The organism is Comamonas sp. Z3, from assembly GCF_008121565.1.
GTDB lineage: Bacteria > Pseudomonadota > Gammaproteobacteria > Burkholderiales > Burkholderiaceae_C > Comamonas > Comamonas brasiliensis.
In genome coordinates, this window is the sequence record NZ_VOQU01000004.1 from 167,628 (window position 1) to 183,653 (window position 16,026).

At 63.5% G+C, this 16,026-nt stretch carries 13 protein-coding genes; 8 read left to right on the forward strand and 5 right to left on the reverse strand.

What is annotated here, in order from left to right:
• Window positions 1-63 precede the first annotated feature (63 nt).
• Window positions 64-1,452, reverse strand: a complete 1,389-nt coding sequence (gene ffh / locus FSY59_RS12915) for a signal recognition particle protein (protein ID WP_003051390.1) — start codon at window positions 1,450-1,452, stop codon at window positions 64-66.
• A gap of 465 nt (window positions 1,453-1,917) precedes the next feature.
• Here ffh and FSY59_RS12920 point away from each other — a divergent pair, with 465 nt between their 5' ends.
• From FSY59_RS12920 to ampD, 5 genes are read left to right on the forward strand one after another with little or no spacing between them, the layout of a single operon-like run.
• Window positions 1,918-2,724 carry an inner membrane protein YpjD gene (locus tag FSY59_RS12920; RefSeq protein WP_050872476.1) on the forward strand — a complete coding sequence of 269 codons (807 nt, stop codon included), beginning with the start codon at window positions 1,918-1,920 and terminating at the stop codon, window positions 2,722-2,724.
• A complete protein-coding gene (locus tag FSY59_RS12925; protein WP_003051384.1) occupies window positions 2,721-2,966 on the forward strand; it encodes a PP0621 family protein in 246 nt (81 codons plus the stop codon). Before FSY59_RS12920 ends, FSY59_RS12925 begins: the two co-directional genes overlap by 4 nt.
• 4 nt (window positions 2,967-2,970) lie before the next feature.
• Window positions 2,971-4,776 (forward strand): PAS domain-containing sensor histidine kinase, encoded by a 1,806-nt coding sequence (locus FSY59_RS12930; protein ID WP_003051382.1) that lies wholly within the window; start codon window positions 2,971-2,973, stop codon window positions 4,774-4,776.
• 47 nt (window positions 4,777-4,823) lie between these two features.
• A complete protein-coding gene (locus tag FSY59_RS12935; RefSeq protein WP_187427924.1) occupies window positions 4,824-6,281 on the forward strand; it encodes a sigma-54 dependent transcriptional regulator in 1,458 nt (485 codons plus the stop codon).
• On the forward strand, window positions 6,274-6,903 hold the full coding sequence (gene ampD, locus FSY59_RS12940; protein ID WP_003051377.1) for a 1,6-anhydro-N-acetylmuramyl-L-alanine amidase AmpD: 630 nt from the start codon (window positions 6,274-6,276) through the stop codon (window positions 6,901-6,903). The genes FSY59_RS12935 and ampD overlap by 8 nt, the downstream gene beginning before the upstream one ends.
• Before the next feature lie 47 nt (window positions 6,904-6,950).
• Here the strand turns inward: ampD and FSY59_RS12945 are convergent, their stop codons facing one another.
• Entirely contained in the window at window positions 6,951-7,163 is a 213-nt protein-coding gene (locus tag FSY59_RS12945) for a hypothetical protein (RefSeq protein WP_148729083.1), read from the reverse strand.
• Window positions 7,164-7,406: 243 nt separating this feature from the next.
• Here FSY59_RS12945 and FSY59_RS12950 point away from each other — a divergent pair, with 243 nt between their 5' ends.
• The 3 genes from FSY59_RS12950 to FSY59_RS12960 all read left to right on the forward strand — a co-directional run bounded on the left by FSY59_RS12950 (window position 7,407) and on the right by FSY59_RS12960 (window position 12,581).
• Window positions 7,407-10,316, forward strand: a complete 2,910-nt coding sequence (locus FSY59_RS12950) for a ribonucleoside-diphosphate reductase subunit alpha (RefSeq protein ID WP_003051374.1) — start codon at window positions 7,407-7,409, stop codon at window positions 10,314-10,316.
• A 215-nt stretch (window positions 10,317-10,531) separates the two neighbouring features.
• Complete coding sequence (locus FSY59_RS12955) at window positions 10,532-11,623, forward strand: ribonucleotide-diphosphate reductase subunit beta (RefSeq protein WP_003051372.1); 1,092 nt, start codon at window positions 10,532-10,534, stop codon at window positions 11,621-11,623.
• A 178-nt stretch (window positions 11,624-11,801) separates the two neighbouring features.
• Complete coding sequence (locus tag FSY59_RS12960; protein ID WP_148729254.1) at window positions 11,802-12,581, forward strand: hypothetical protein; 780 nt, start codon at window positions 11,802-11,804, stop codon at window positions 12,579-12,581.
• A 104-nt stretch (window positions 12,582-12,685) separates the two neighbouring features.
• Here the strand turns inward: FSY59_RS12960 and FSY59_RS12965 are convergent, their stop codons facing one another.
• The 3 genes from FSY59_RS12965 to prmA all read right to left on the reverse strand — a co-directional run bounded on the left by FSY59_RS12965 (window position 12,686) and on the right by prmA (window position 15,914).
• Window positions 12,686-13,585, reverse strand: a complete 900-nt coding sequence (locus FSY59_RS12965) for a carbohydrate kinase family protein (RefSeq protein WP_003051368.1) — start codon at window positions 13,583-13,585, stop codon at window positions 12,686-12,688.
• Between the two features lie 111 nt (window positions 13,586-13,696).
• A complete protein-coding gene (locus FSY59_RS12970) occupies window positions 13,697-14,962 on the reverse strand; it encodes a zinc-ribbon and DUF3426 domain-containing protein (RefSeq protein ID WP_148729084.1) in 1,266 nt (421 codons plus the stop codon).
• 61 nt (window positions 14,963-15,023) lie between these two features.
• On the reverse strand, window positions 15,024-15,914 hold the full coding sequence (prmA, locus tag FSY59_RS12975) for a 50S ribosomal protein L11 methyltransferase (RefSeq protein ID WP_003051362.1): 891 nt from the start codon (window positions 15,912-15,914) through the stop codon (window positions 15,024-15,026).
• Between the last annotated feature and the right edge of the window lie 112 nt (window positions 15,915-16,026).

Consider the following 16,026-nt stretch of genomic DNA (forward strand, 5'->3'; position numbering starts at 1 on the left):
GTCGTCCCCCTTGGGGGCGCCCGGCCAGGGGAAGCCGCGCAGCGGCTCAGGGGGGATCAAATATCAGAACGGCAGCTTGGGCATGCCGCCGCCCATCATTCCCTTCATACCCTTCATGCCGCCCATCTTCTTCATCATCTTCATCAGGCCGCCGCCCTTGAACTTCTTCATCATGGTCTGCATCTGCTCGAACTCCTTGAGCAGGCGGTTGACCTCCTGGACCTGGACGCCGGCGCCGTCGGCAATGCGCTTCTTGCGCGTGGCCTTGATGATTTCAGGCTTTTTGCGCTCCTTGAGCGTCATGGAGCAGATGATGCCTTCCTTGCGCTTGATCTCGCGCTCGGCCTTGTCCATATCGACCTGACCAGCCTTGCCGGCCAGCTCGGCGGGCAGCTTGTCCATCAGGGTCGAGAGACCGCCCATCTGCTTCATCTGCTGCAGCTGGGCCAGAAAGTCGTTGAGGTCGAAGCCGTCGCCACTCTTGAGCTTCTCGGCCATCTTCTGCGCGGCTTCCATGTCCACGCCCTTGGTGACCTGCTCGACCAGGGCCACGATGTCGCCCATACCCAGCACGCGCTGTGCGTGGCGGTCGGCGTCAAAGACTTCCAGGCCGTCGATCTTTTCCGAGACACCGGCGAACTTGATGGGCGCGCCCGTGATCTGGCGCACCGACAGCGCCGCACCGCCGCGCGAATCGCCGTCGAGCTTGGTCAGCACGATACCGGTCAGCGGCAGCGCTTCCTTGAAGGCCTTGGCGGTGTTGACCGCATCCTGGCCCTGCATGGCATCGACTACGAACAGGGTTTCGACGGGCTTGAGCGTGGCGTGCAAATCCTTGATTTCGGCCATCAGCAACTCATCGATGGCCAGACGGCCGGCCGTATCCACCAGCAGCACATCGAAGAAATGCTTTTTGGCGTAGTCGATCGCAGCCACGGCGATATCGTGGGGCTTCTGATCGGGCGTGGAAGGAAACCACTCGGCGCCGGCCTGGGCCGTGACGGTCTTGAGCTGCTCGATGGCCGCAGGGCGATACACGTCACCCGAGACCGTGAGCACCTTTTTCTTGCGCTTCTCGATCAGATGCTTGGCCAGCTTGGCCGTGGTGGTGGTCTTGCCCGCGCCCTGCAGGCCGGCCATCAGAATGACGGCGGGCGGCTGGGCATTGAGGTTGATGTCGGCCACGCCTTCGCCCATGGTCGCCGCCAACTCCTTGTTGACGATGGACACCAGCACCTGGCCGGGCTGCAGTGAGCTGATGACTTCCTGGCCCAGCGCCTTTTCCTTGACGCGGGCGATGAAGTCGCGCACCACGGGCAGGGCCACGTCGGCCTCCAGCAAGGCCATGCGCACTTCGCGCAGCATGTCCTGGACGTTGGATTCGGTGATGCGGGCCTGGCCGCGCATCTCCTTGACAAGGCGCGAGAGTTTATCGGTGAGTGCGGAGGCCATAAGCAAAAAGCATTCGAAAGTTATGGATGGGGAGTCGTGCGCGAGCGCGGCACGGGTCTCCGGGCAGCTTGCAGGCCGAACCTGGCGGGACCCGGATGGGCGGGACGAAGCGGCATGAACCCGCATTTTACCCGCTGCCCTTCGCGAACGATGCCCTGCAGGCTTGCCGTGACCTGCCCCGGGCGCGCAAAGCCCGTGCAGCCCCTCGCCAGAGGCGGGCCGGGCCCGCAAGAGAGCGACCCGGAGCACTCTGCAAGACCTTGGGCATCGCGGGAGATTGCGCCAGCCCGGCTGCCGGCCGCCAGGCGAAAGCCCTTGGAAATGAGGCTCGACGTCTGCTCGGCGGCTGTGCAGGCGCTCAAACCCAGGTCGCAAGCGGCTTCGGCTGCGCTTTATGCGCAAATTTGACGCATGGCAGCATCCTGCAAAGCATGAGTGCAGGCCCGCGGCACTATCATAGAAAGCATGCTTTCCCAACCGCTCACTGCAGCTGGCCCCATTGGCTGGATTCTGGCCCTGGCAGCAGCCATTGCCTATGCCATCCCTGCACTTGCCAGCCGGCATCTGCAAGAAACCGGCGCCCGCCGCTGCCTGCGCCTGGCCTGGGCCCTGCATGCCCTGCTGCTGGGCTGGGGCCTGCTGGGCGAGCAGCCGCGCTTCGGCTTCGCACCCGCACTCTCGATCACCGCCTGGCTGGTGCTGACCGTCTATGTGGTCGAGCAGCAGCTGTACCCGCAGCTGCGCTCACGCTGGCCGCTGTCCATACTGGGAAGTGTGGCCGTGCTGCTGGCCGTGGTGTTTCCCGGCACTCCGCTGCATGTCAACGCCTCGGCCTGGCTGCCGCTGCATCTGGCCCTGGGCATTGCTTCCTACGGCCTGTTTGCCGCAGCCGTCGTGCACGGGGCGCTGATGAGCCATGCCGAGCGGCAGATGCGCCAGGGCGGCGACCATGACAGCGGACTGCCTCTGCTGACCCTGGAGCGGCTGACCTTCCGCTTTGTCGGTGCCGGCTTTGTGCTGCTGACCGCCACGCTGGCCGCAGGCTGGCTGTTTGGCGAGCAGCTCTACGGCAAGGCCTGGGTGTGGAATCACAAATCCGTTTTCTCGCTGCTGTCCTGGCTGGCTTTCGCCGTGCTGCTGTTCGGGCGCAAGCGATTTGGCTGGCGCGGCCAGAGCGCCGTGCGCGTTCTCTATATCGGCGCCATCTTTCTGCTGCTGGCCTATGTCGGCTCGCGCTTTGTGATTGAAGTCCTGCTGGAGCGCGCGGCATGAAGTATTTGCTGGTCCTGCTGGTCGTGGTGGTGGCAGTCGGCATCTGGCGCAGCAAGCGCCGCGCCGAAGCGGCAGAGCCCACCCGGACGGCCACCACTCTCCCGCAAGCTCAGACCATGGTGGCCTGCGCACACTGCGGCCTACACCTGCCGCAGGCAGATGCCGTAAGCGATGCCTCGGGCCAGAGCTTCTGCAGCACGGAACATCGCCGCCTGGCCCAGCAAGAACCCGGCAGCCACTGATCCCATGGTGAACTCCACCTCACCCTGGCAGCACACCGCCATTCCGCTGGATGCGGCCATCAGCCGGCGCGCGGACGCCAGCCTCAACGCCCCGTTTGTGCGCCTGTGGCAGGCCTTCCTCAGCGGCCGCGTGCTGCTGGCGCTGGCCCTCATCCTGCTTCAGACGCTGAACCTGCAGCTGCAGAACATCAGCTCGCCCCTGGCCTGGCTGATCTGTTTCACCTATCTGGCACTCACCGTGGTGCTGCGTCTGGCTGCAGCACGGCATTTGCCAGCACCTCGCGCAGCCCTGCAATGGCTGCCCGTGATCGGTGTCGACATCGCGGTGATCTTTCTGCTGCAGATCTTTCAGGTCGGCTCGCTCAACTACACGGCGCTGCTGGCCATTCCCGTCCTGATCTCCTCGGCACTGGGCGGGCTGATGCTGGCCTTTGGCGCCACGGCCGGCATCACGCTGCTGACGCTGGCCTACACCTTCTGGCAATACCATGGCGGCCTCAACGATGGCGCCCAGTCCTATTACCAGGCGGCTTTTTCCTGTGCCGGCTATTTCTGCGTGGCCTACCTCACGCACGAGCTGGCCAAGCGTGTCCGGCGCGAGCGCTCCCAGGCCTTGTTCGACCGCTTGCGCACCCAGACCCAGGAGCAGGTCAACAGCCTGGTGATCAACCACTTCTCCGACGGGGTGCTGGTGGTCGACTCCAGCCTGCAGGTGCTGCAGGCCAACCCCGCCGCGCTGCAGCTGCTGGGCCTGACCATGGATCACCCCCAGCCTTTTTCCCTGCAGGCCCACAACTGGTGGGAGCCTCTGGCGCATGCAACACAGGCCAGCTTTGCCCATGCCCGCCCGCTGTCCGCCACGATCCATCTGCAGGCCCATGAGCGGCACGGCGCCACGGGCATCCATGTGCGCACACGCATCACCGAGGTTTCGGCGCCCTATCTGGACGAAGGTCCGCAGGCGCAAGCCAGCCACTCGCTGTGCGTCATGTTTCTTCACGACCTGCGCGAGATGGAGGCGCAGCTGCGCACTGAAAAGCTGGCCTCCATGGGCCGCATGTCGGCCGCCGTGGCGCATGAGATACGCAATCCTCTGGCCGCCATCACCCAGGCCAATGCACTGCTGGCCGAGGACCTGAGCAGCCAGCCGGGCCCCCAGCAGCTATGCCGCATCGTGGGCCAGAACGCCGACCGGCTGGCCCGCATTGCCGAGGAGATCCTCAATCTGGCGCGCGTGCAACAGGACTCGGAAACCCATCAGGGTCAGTCGCTGCCGCTGGACAATCTGCTGGCCCAGATCAGCCATGAATGGCGCATGCAGGCCACGCCATCCCGCCAGCTATTGCTGCGGCTCAATGCAACGGCTCGCCATATCCTGTTCGATGAAGAGCATCTGCGCCGCGTGCTGATCAACCTGCTGGACAATGCCCAGCGCCACCGCAGCAACGCCGGCGATGAGACGGGCCTGCGGCTGATCAGCGGCCATGGGCCTCTGAACGGCCAGCTCCAGGGTCTCGCGCCGCAGGACGACATCTGCTGGTTCATGGTCTGGAGTGACGGGGCGCCGCTGGATTCCAGCGTCGAGCGCCATCTGTTCGAGCCCTTCTTCTCCTCCCAGAGCCGCTCCAGCGGCCTTGGACTCTATATCTGCCGAGAGCTCTGCCAGCGCTACGATGCCTCCATCAGCTATCAGCGCCTGAGCCTGCACACGCCGCAAGGCAATGTGGACGGCAACGCCTTTATCGTGACTCTGCGCAGCGGCCCTGCCTCGCTCGCAAGCCACACCCTGTTTGACTCGATCATGGTGTAAGCCCAGTGACATCCTCGCCTCACTCCTCCGCAGCAGCCAGCATTCTCGTGGTCGACGATGAACCCGATCTGCGCACGCTCTACGAGCTGACGCTGCTGCGCGAAGGCTACCGCGTGGAAACCGCAGGCTCGGTCCAGGAAGGCAGGGCCCAGTTGCAGAAGCGCCATTTCGATGTCGTGATTACCGATATGCGCCTGCCCGACGGGATCGGCATGGAGCTATTGCTGCAGCTGCGCGATCCGTCGCGCAGCGAGCGCTGCATCGTCATGACGGCCTACGGCTCGGCCGAGAATGCCGTGGAAGCCTTGCGCGCCGGCGCCTTCGACTATCTGACCAAGCCCGTGGACCTGCGCCAGTTCCGCCAGGTCGTGGCCTCAGCCGTACAAGGCATGGGCGCAGTGCCCAAGCCCGGCAGCCAGCAGGCCGGCGAAAGCGCACCGGCCCATGGAGCGGGGCCGGCAGCCCAGCCTGGCGCGCTGGAAGCGCTGGTGGGCAACTCTCAGGCCATGCAACGCGTCAAGCAGCGCATCGCCAAGGTCGCCAAGGGCATGGCTCCCGTGCTGATCCACGGTGAATCCGGCACGGGCAAGGAGCTGGTGGCGCGCGCCCTGCATGCCTGCAGCCAGCGGGCCGAAGGCCCCATGGTCGCCGTCAACTGCGGCGCCATCCCGGAAAACCTGCTCGAAGCCGAGTTCTTCGGCGCCCGCAAGGGCTCCTATACCGGAGCCACGCAGGACAGGCCAGGCTACTTTCAGGCCGCTCAGGGCGGCACCCTGTTTCTCGACGAGATCGGCGACCTGCCCCTGGCCATGCAGGCCAAGCTGCTGCGCGCCATCCAGGAGCGCAAGATCCGCCCGCTGGGCAGCACCCAGGAAGAAGCCGTCGATGTGCGCATCCTCAGCGCCACCCACCGCGACCTGAGCGCGCAAGTGCAGTCCGGCAATTTCCGCCAGGATCTGTTCTATCGGCTCAACGTCATCGAAATCGAGCTGCCCGCGCTGCGCGAGCGCCGCGAAGACCTGGGCCAGCTCTGCCAGGCTTTGCTGCAAAAGCTGGCCCGCGAGTCCGGCCTGCCCACGCCGGAGCTGGACGAGATCAGCCTCCGCCAGATCGCCGGGCTGCCGCTGCCCGGCAATGTGCGCGAGCTGGAAAACGTGCTGCACCGCGCCATTGCACTGGGCGATGAAGGCCCGCTGCGCCTGCCCGAATCCGGCCCCGGCCCCGGCGCCGGTGCTTCGGCAGCGATGCCAGCCCCGGTCTCAGGCACTCAGGCATCGGAGACCGGCGCACCGGCGCCTCAGCACGCGGGCAGTCCGGCCACGCTGCCCGAGGATCTGCAAGGCTGGCTCGACGAGCAGGAGCGCAGCATTCTGGTCAGAGCCCTGCAGGACAACGGCTTCAACCGCACGGCCACGGCGGCCAGGCTGGGCATCAGCCTGCGCCAGATCCGCTACCGCATCGACCGGCTGGGCATCGACCTGCCACACCAGAGCGACAATGTCTGATACCGCCCCCCTTGCCCAAAACCTGCCGCAGCAGCCGGCGTGGCAGGCCGGCTGGTATGGCGCAGCGCGCCACCTGGCCTCGCCCAATTTCGGCCCGCGCCCCGAGCAGGCAAGGATCGACCTCGTCGTTATCCATTCCATCAGCCTGCCTCCGGGCCAGTACGGCACGGGCGCGGTCCAGCAACTGTTCACCAATCAGCTGGACTGGGACGCCCATCCTTATTACCAGGGCATTCGCGGCCTCGAAGTCTCGTCCCATTTCTTTGTCACGCGCCAGGGCGAGATCTGGCAGTTCGTCAGCTGCGACGACCGTGCCTGGCATGCCGGCGTAAGCCAGTGGCGCGGGCGCGATCGCTGCAACGACGACTCCATTGGCATAGAGCTGGAAGGCCTGGAAGGCCTGAGCTTCGAAGCCCCCCAGTACCAGGCCCTGCAGCAGCTTTGCAGCGCCATCGCCGCGCAATACCCGGTGCACTACATCGCCGGGCACGAGCACATCGCACCCGGACGCAAGCAGGATCCCGGCCCTGGCTTTGACTGGCAGCGCCTGCAGCAGCAGCTGGGCAGCGCGGACGGCACCCGGTCATGGGAATTTCCGCCACGCGCTTCACAGCCGGCCTGATTTTTTCATAGCACCTTCCACTCTCCATATCTTGAATTTCTGGTGATTCAGCACTGAAGTCGCCTGATGACAGGTGTCAGACGCTCCTCTTTTTGTAGGCCCGCATCATCCATCGCTTCCGCACCTGTAAGCGGCATGTCAATGGCGCGCGCAACAACTGTCGCCTGCATCAAACACGCAAATTTTTTACATATTTCCGGTCCGCTCTCCCGCCGCGCGCAACCGCGCCACAGGCCTTTATTCATGCGGGATGAAGTCATTTTTTCAGCTGTCAAGCGGTGGCCGAAATGTCAGATTCAGTAGTTTCATCAGGTCAGCCAGTTTTAAGCGCGATACACTACCGGTAGTGTTTAAGGGCGCCTCAGACCCCATATCTAGTGTTTACAAGCTGTGCACACCCTGTGCAAACCATGTGTAGACCAAGGCGCCGAATCGTGTTTTTGATGGCCTGCCCACAGTGCAGGCCTTTGTCTGCCTATCCACATACTGACTCAGAGGAACTTATGCAAGAAGCGTTGAACTCACTGCCTTCTGCCGCACCTGCCGGTGCAGCCAATTCTTCCTCCCCCAATGACAGCTACCAGATCATCCGCCGCAGCGGCGATGTGGTGGCTTTCGCACCCCAGAAGATTGCCGTGGCCCTGACCAAGGCTTTCCTGGCCGTGCGCGGCGCGCAGGGCGCGGCTTCCGCCAGCGTGCGTGACACCGTCAACGAGCTCACCGACGGCGTGGTGCGCGCCCTGGTGCGTTCGCGTCCCGATGGCGGAACCTTCCATATCGAAGATGTGCAGGACCAGGTCGAGCTGGGCCTGATGCGCGCCGGTCACCAGGACGTGGCCCGCGCCTATGTGCTGTACCGCGAGCGCCGCAACCAGGAACGTGCCGAGCAGAAGAAGGTCGCCGAAGTGGCAGCCGCTGCCGCCACCAAGCCCGTGCTGCATGTGACCGACAACGGCCAGCGCGTGCCGCTGAACCAGGAGCGCCTGGAAGCCCTGATCGTCGCTTCCTGCGGCAATCTGAATGCCGACATCCAGTCCGCCCCCATCGTGGCCGAAACCCTGCGCAATCTGTATGACGGCGTGCCTCTGGCCGAGGTCTACAAGGCGTCCATCCTGGCCGCACGTACGCTGATCGAAAAAGACCCCGACTACACCTACGTCACCGCCCGCCTGCTGCTGCACACCATCGTGCGCGAAGTCATGGGCCGCGACGTGCAGCCCGCAGAAATGCAGGCCGCCTATGCCGACTACTTCCCCGGCTTTGTGCAAAAAGGCGTGGACAACGAGCTGCTCAACCCCGAGCTGCTGAACTACGACCTGCCCCGTCTGGCCAAGGCCCTGAAGGCCGAGCGCGACGAACAGTTCGACTACCTGGGTCTGCAGACCCTGTACGACCGCTACTTCCTGCACGTGCGCAAGACCCGCATCGAGCTGCCCCAGTCCTTCTTCATGCGCGTGGCCATGGGCCTGGCACTGAACGAGCCCGACCGCAACGCCCGTGCCATCGAGTTCTACGAACTGCTGTCGTCCTTCGACTTCATGTCGTCCACTCCCACGCTGTTCAACAGCGGCACGCTGCGTTCGCAGCTGTCGTCCTGCTACCTGACCACCGTGCCCGACGACCTGGACGGCATCTACGAATCCATCAAGGAAAATGCGCTGCTGTCCAAGTTTGCTGGCGGCCTGGGCAATGACTGGACCCGTGTGCGTGCCCTGGGCTCGCGCATCAAGGGCACCAACGGCGAATCGCAAGGCGTGGTTCCCTTCCTCAAGGTGGTCAACGACACAGCCGTTGCCGTGAACCAGGGTGGCAAGCGCAAGGGCGCGGTCTGTACCTATCTGGAATCCTGGCACCTGGACATCGAAGAATTCCTGGAGCTGCGCAAGAACACCGGCGACGACCGCCGCCGCACCCACGACATGAACACGGCGAACTGGATTCCCGACCTGTTCATGAAGCGCGTGATGGAAGCAGGCCAGTGGACCCTGTTCTCGCCCGCCGACGCTCCCGATCTGCACGATCTGTACGGCGAAGCCTTCGAGAAGGCCTACACCGCCTATGAAGCCAAGACCGACAGCGGCGAGCTCAAGCTGTTCAAGCGCGTGCCTGCCGTGGATCTGTGGCGCAAGATGCTCTCGATGCTGTTCGAGACCGGCCATCCCTGGATCACCTTCAAGGACCCTTGCAACATCCGCTCGCCCCAGCAGCACGTGGGTGTGGTGCACTCGTCCAATCTGTGCACCGAGATCACGCTCAACACCAGCGACACCGAAACCGCTGTCTGCAACCTGGGCTCGGTGAACCTGGTCCAGCACATCAAGGACGGCAAGATCGACCACGACAAGCTGCGCAAGACCGTGAACACGGCCATGCGCATGCTGGACAACGTGATCGACATCAACTACTACGCCGTGCAAAAGGCCAAGGACTCCAATCTGCGCCATCGCCCTGTGGGCATGGGCCTGATGGGTTTCCAGGATGCGCTGTATGAAATGCGCACCGCCTACGCCAGCCAGGGCGCAGTCGAGTTTGCCGACGAAGCCATGGAAGCCATCTGCTACTACGCTTACTGGGCATCGACCGAGCTGTCCAAGGAACGTGGCACCTACTCCACCTTCAAGGGATCGCTGTGGGATCAGGGCATCCTGCCCCCCGACACCCTGAAGCTGCTGGAAAAGGCCCGCGGCGGCTATGTGGAAGTGGATCGCTCCGCCAAGCTGGACTGGGACGCCCTGCGCGCCAAGATCGCCAAGGACGGCATGCGCAACTCCAACTGCGTGGCCATCGCCCCCACCGCCACCATCTCCAACATCGTGGGTGTGGATGCCTCGATCGAGCCTTCGTTCGGCAACCTGTCCGTGAAGTCCAATCTGTCGGGCGAATTCACCGTCATCAACCAGTACCTGGTGCGCGACCTCAAGCGCCTGGGCCTGTGGGACGACGTGATGGTCATGGATCTCAAGCATTTCGACGGCTCGCTGCGCGCCATCGACCGCGTGCCGCAAGAGATCAAGAACCTCTACGCCACCGCGTTCGAAGTCTCGCCCGAATGGCTGGTGGAAGCCGCCTCGCGCCGCCAGAAGTGGATCGACCAGGCCCAGAGCCTGAACATCTACATGGCCGGTGCATCGGGCAAGAAGCTGCACGACACCTACATGCTGGCCTGGCTGCGCGGTCTGAAGACCACCTACTACCTGCGCACCACCAGCGCGACCAATATCGAGAAGTCCACCGTGCAAAGCCGTGTGCTGAACGCCGTGTCCTCCGGTGCTCCTGCCGCTTCGGCGGCCCCTGCGGCCAAGCCTGCGGTCAGCGCACTGGAAGCGGCTGCCGCCGCTGCCCGTGCCCAGGCACCCGCCACGGACATCAAGTTCTGCGCGATTGACGATCCTGGTTGCGAGGCTTGCCAATAAGCTCCCCCTGAGGCGCTTGGCCTAGGCGGCCCCGCGCCTTCCCCCTCTCTCGCTACGCGGGAGGGGGACGACACCCTCGGTGCGCAGCGGCGCTTCCTCGGTGTCTCTCGCTTTAGAGTGCGCCAGTATCTGAGTGGCGCCACTCCATCAATAAATGATTGAAAAGCTGGATGTCGATTGCACTGCGCCCAGCTTTTTCCCTAAAGGAATAACTCATGCTGAGCTTTGACGACGACACCTTTGCCTCTTCCGCCACCAGCGCAGAAGCTGGCGCGTCCACCAGCACCCACAAGCGGGTGAATGCCGCAGACAAGCGCATCATCAACGCCAAGACCGACGTGAACCAGCTGGTTCCCTTCAAGTACAAGTGGGCCTGGGAAAAGTATCTGGCCACCTGCGCCAACCACTGGATGCCGCAGGAAGTGAACATGACGCGCGACATCGCACTGTGGAAGGACCCCAACGGCCTGACCGAAGACGAGCGCCGCATCGTCAAGCGCAACCTGGGCTTCTTTGTGACGGCCGATTCGCTGGCCGCCAACAACATCGTGCTGGGCACCTACCGCCACATCACGGCGCCCGAATGCCGCCAGTTCCTGCTGCGCCAGGCCTTCGAGGAAGCCATCCACACCCATGCCTACCAGTACATCGTGGAATCGCTGGGTCTGGATGAATCGGAAATCTTCAACGCCTACAACGAAGTCCAATCCATCCGCGACAAGGACGAGTTCCTGATCCCCTTCATCGAAGCGATCATGGACCCCAACTTCCACACCGGCACGCCCGAGACCGACCAGACTCTGCTGAAGTCGCTGATCGTTTTTGCCTGCCTGATGGAAGGTCTGTTCTTCTACGTCGGCTTCACGCAGATCCTGGCTCTGGGCCGCCAGAACAAGATGACGGGCGCTGCCGAGCAGTACCAGTACATCCTGCGCGACGAGTCCATGCACTGCAACTTCGGCATCGATCTGATCAACCAGCTCAAGCTCGAGAACCCCCATCTGTGGACGGCCGAGTTCAAGCAGGAAATCACGGAGCTGTTCCAGAGGGCCGTGGAGCTCGAATATCGCTACGCCGAAGACACCATGCCGCGCGGCGTGCTGGGCATGAATGCATCCATGTTCAAGGGCTATCTGCGCTACATCGCCAACCGTCGTGCCACGCAGATCGGTCTCGAAGAGCTGTTCCCCGGTGAAGAAAATCCCTTCCCCTGGATGAGCGAAATGATCGATTTGAAGAAAGAACGTAACTTCTTTGAGACACGAGTGATCGAGTATCAGACCGGAGGCGCACTTTCTTGGGATTAATTGCTTCTAAGCAGGCACAATGCGAGTCATGACTTGCTTCACTTCATTGCTACAAAAAACTGAGATTTTGGCGTGAAGCAAATTTGTGTTCCTAGCGATGCGTAACTCCACATCGCTTTGAATCGTCCGGCACTGCAAAGAGCCGGACGTCTTATGCAAATCAACGAAGGAGAAAATGATGGCAACTGCGAAGAAGACGGCCGCCAAGGCCACAACCGAGAAAAAGACACCTGCCAAAAAGGCGGCCGCGCCCAAGGCTGAAGCTGTGAAGAAAACAGCTGCAACCAAGACTGCTGCTCCCAAGGCTGCTGCTCCTGCAAAGGCTGCACCGAAGAAGGCTGCAACTGCTGCCAAGGCGGCTGCCCCCAAGAAGGCTGCAACAACCGCCAAGGCCGCTGCTCCAGCGAAGGCTGCCCCCAAGAAGGCTGCAACGACTGCCAAGGCTGCTGCTCCAGCAAAGGCTGCCCCCAAGAAGGCTGCAACAACTGCCAAGGCCGCTGCTCCAGCGAAGGCTGCCCCCAAGAAGGCTGCAACTGCTGCCAAGGCCGCTGCTCCAGCGAAGGCTGCCCCCAAGAAGGCTGCAACTGCTGCCAAGGCCGCTGCTCCGGCGAAGGCTGCCTCCAAGAAGGCTGCAACTGCTGCCAAGGCCGCTGCTCCTGCCAAGGCTGCCGCCCCCAAGAAGGCTGCAACTGCCAAGGCTGCTGCTCCCGCCAAGGCTGCCGCTCCCAAGAAGGCTGTAGCTGCCAAGGCAGCCGCCCCCAAGAAGGCTGCAACTGCTTCCAAGGCCGCTGCACCAGCGAAGGCTGCCTCCAAGAAGGCTGCAAATGGTGCCAAGGCTGCTCCCAAGAAGGCTGCCACACCTGCACCTGCCGCCGTGACCGAAACCACCGCACCCGTGGCGCAGACCCGCCTGGCACCTCAAGCCGCCTGGCCCTTCCCCACAGGCAACAAGCCCTGATCGGTTCGCTGACCTGCACGCCATAAAAAAGCCCGAGCTCTCTTGCGAGAGCCGGGCTTTTTTACATGCGCCGCGATCAGTACCCTCAGGGCACTGACATCGCATCAGGGCTGGAAGTCCAGCTGATAGTTCTGCGGGCCGCGTTGCGCAATCTTCAGCGCCCCCAAGCGGTTGCCCAGTTCGGCGCAGCGCAGCAGATCCCAGCCACGCTCCAGACCAAACAGGAAAGCACCGCGCCAGGCATCGCCACAACCCGTGGGGTCGACCACAGCGGCGGGCTTCACCGGCGCCACCAGGGTCTTCTCACCCTGCTGCCAGACTTCGCAGCCTTCGGCACCCAGGGTCACGACCAGACCGCGCACCTTGCGCGAGATCTCGTCAAAGCTCAGGCCCGTGCGCTCGCTGAGCATCTTGCCTTCATAGTCGTTCACTGCCACCCAGTCGGCCTGCTCGATAAAGGCCTTGAGTTCATCGCCGTTGAACATGGGCAGGCCCTGACCCGGATCGAACACGAAAGGAATGCCTGCAGCCTTGAACTGGGCGGCGTGGTCGATCATGGCCTGGCGGCCATCGGGAGCAATGATGCCGACCTTGACCTCGGCGGCCATATCGGCCGTGATCCGGTTCTCGTGCGCCTGCATCATGGCTCCGGGATGGAAGGCCGTGATCTGGTTGTTGTCACGATCGGTCATGATCATGCACTGCGCCGTGTGGGTGCTCTGCAGCTGGCCCACATGGCGGGTTTCGATGCCCAGGTCCCTGAAGCGCTGCACATAGTCCACGCCGTCGCTACCCACCATGGCCATGGGGTGAGCATCACCACCGAGCAGCCTCAGGCTATAGGCAATATTGCCGGCGCAACCGCCAAAATCGCGGCGCAGCGTGGGCACCAGAAACGACACATTGAGGATGTGGAGCTGGTCGGGAAGAATCTGGTCGGCAAAACGACCTTCAAAGGTCATGATGTTGTCGAATGCCAGCGACCCGCAGATCAAAGCGGCCATGGTGCGTTCTCTTTCAGAAATGAATGAAGGGGGGCTTGCGCCAACAAGGATGTACAACGGGCATTTCTATTGACGAGACACCCTGCCTGATCCGAATTGGCACAAGCCGTATTAGGGGTAAAAAACCAGCGCCCGGTAACCCGCCACGGCAGCGCCAAGATCCTGCACTTGCACAGGCAAGTTGACGCTCCACTCCTGGCGGGCTTGCAGCTGCTCCGGGGCACCAAGAGGCTTCAGGTCGATGACTCGGCGCAGCAAAGGTCTGTCCTGTGCATCGGTCAGGGTCAGCTCGGCCATGGGCATGGCCACCGGCACATCGGAGCGATTCTCCAGGGTCAGGCTCCACTGGTACTGACGGGCATCGGCAAGCTGCTTGAAGCCCGAGCCACTGATCACCACATCGGCAATCGCGCGGCGGGCCTGCAGCTCGCAGCCTGCCAGACTGCAGGCCTTGGCCAGCACGGGAGCCAGTGCCGGATACTGCGCTGCCAGCACATCGCGCTGCTGCCAGGCATGCTGTCCGACGACACCGGCAGCAGCCAGCAGCGAACCCAGCACCAGCGCCACGCGCATTCCTGCCGAGTGCCAGAAGGCCTGCCGACGGGCCTGGCGCACAAAGCCAGGCTCATTGCCAGCGATGGCACCAACCTCATCCTGATCCGCATCCGTGACGCCCTGCGCCCGGTCCCTGGCGGGTTGTATAGCGCCGATATCGGCGTGCGGCGGCGCCTCGCTCCGGGCTTTATCCTCGAGGCCATGCTCGGCCTCGGGCATCAGGACTTCGCTTGGCGGCACCAGCAGCTCCGGCTCCGGCTCGGCGGGAGCGGGAATATCACTGGTTTCCAGCCTGTCTTGCGGCTCCCTCACCTCGGGATGAGGCTCATGCAGGGCAGCCTCTGCATCCTCTTCAGTCAGAGGACGCGCCTGATCGACAAACGAGGGCTGCCCATCCGCCATCCCGGGCATGGACCCGCAAGGCTCTGGTTCGGAAACCGCATCGGCAGACTCCGCTGCCGGCGCGGCTTCTGCGGTCTGAGCAGCAGTCGCTGCCGCGTCTACCGAATCCGAAGCCGAATCCTGCAGAGCCTCGGCCTTCTGCACATCGAAGCCGGGAACATCCGCGACATCCTGCTGCGGCCAAGCCGGCATCTGCTGTTCGCCGGCTTCCGTCTGCCGCACCTCCTGCTCGGCCGGCTTCTGCGGCGCATCAGCAGCTTCCGGCTGCAGCAGCTCGTCGGGCACGGACTGCAAATCCTGCGAGGCATCAAAGACGCTTTGGCACATCCCGCAGCGCACCCAGCCCTGCGAGATACGCAGCTGGTCGGCAACCACTTTGAAGCGGGTTCCACAGGAAGGGCAACGGGTGACTTGGCTCATCAAGATGTCATTGTAGGCAGCAACCACCCGCACACCTGCTGGCGGCGGGTCTGTCTCGCGATCAGGCCGCGCGCCGGGCGGTCATGAGAATCCAGCCGTCCTCGCTATCGGCCACCTCGAGCTTGAGATAAGGCGCATAAGCCTCTTTCAGCTCGTCGGCCTGGCGCTCCAGAATGCCGGCCAGCACCAGATGGCCACCGGCCTGCACACGGCCGCACAGCAGCGGAGCCAGCACCTTGAGCGGAGTGGCCAGAATATTGGCCAGCACGGTCTGGTACTCGCCGTCGGCCGCATCGGGCAGACCGGCCTTGACCTCCACATGGTTGGCGCTGCTGTTGTAGTTGGTCGACTCCACGGCAGCGGGATCGATGTCCACCGCATCCACATCGGTCGCGCCGAACTTGGCGGCACCAATGGCCAGGATGCCCGAGCCGCAGCCGTAGTCCAGCGTGCGTCCCAGCGTCGCCTGGGGCTGGCGCGCAATCCAGCGCAGGCACATGCGGGTGGTGGGATGGGTGCCGGTACCGAAAGCCAGACCGGGGTCCAGACGGATGCTGACCTTGGCCTGCTCGGGCAGCTCATGCCAGGTGGGCACGATCCAGAACTCGGGCGTGATGTCCACGGGCTCGAACTGCGACTGCGTCAGGCGCACCCAGTCCTGCTCGGGCACGGGCTTGACGGCCAGAATCTTGCAGCCTTCGAAAAAGTCCTGCGGCAGCAGCAGATCACGCGCCTCGGTAGCCGCAGCTTCGCTGGGATAGAGGGCGATCACGCGGCTGCGGTTCCAGCCCTCCTTGGGCGCGGGCATGCCGGGCTCGCCGAACAGCGCCTGCTCGGCCTCGGTCTGCGCATCGGCATCTTCGACGGACACGCTCAATGCATCGAGTGCATCCAGCGCTTCGCTAATGGTTTCGACCCGATCTTCGGGGCACAGCAGGCTCAGCTCGAACATGGCCATCCTTTCTAGCAACCGCGTCATTCATGTCAGGCCGGGGCCGAAGACGAGAACGCAAGTTGTACTTTCCTGAAAAACGAAAATGCTGGCCTCCGTTGCCAGAGGCCAG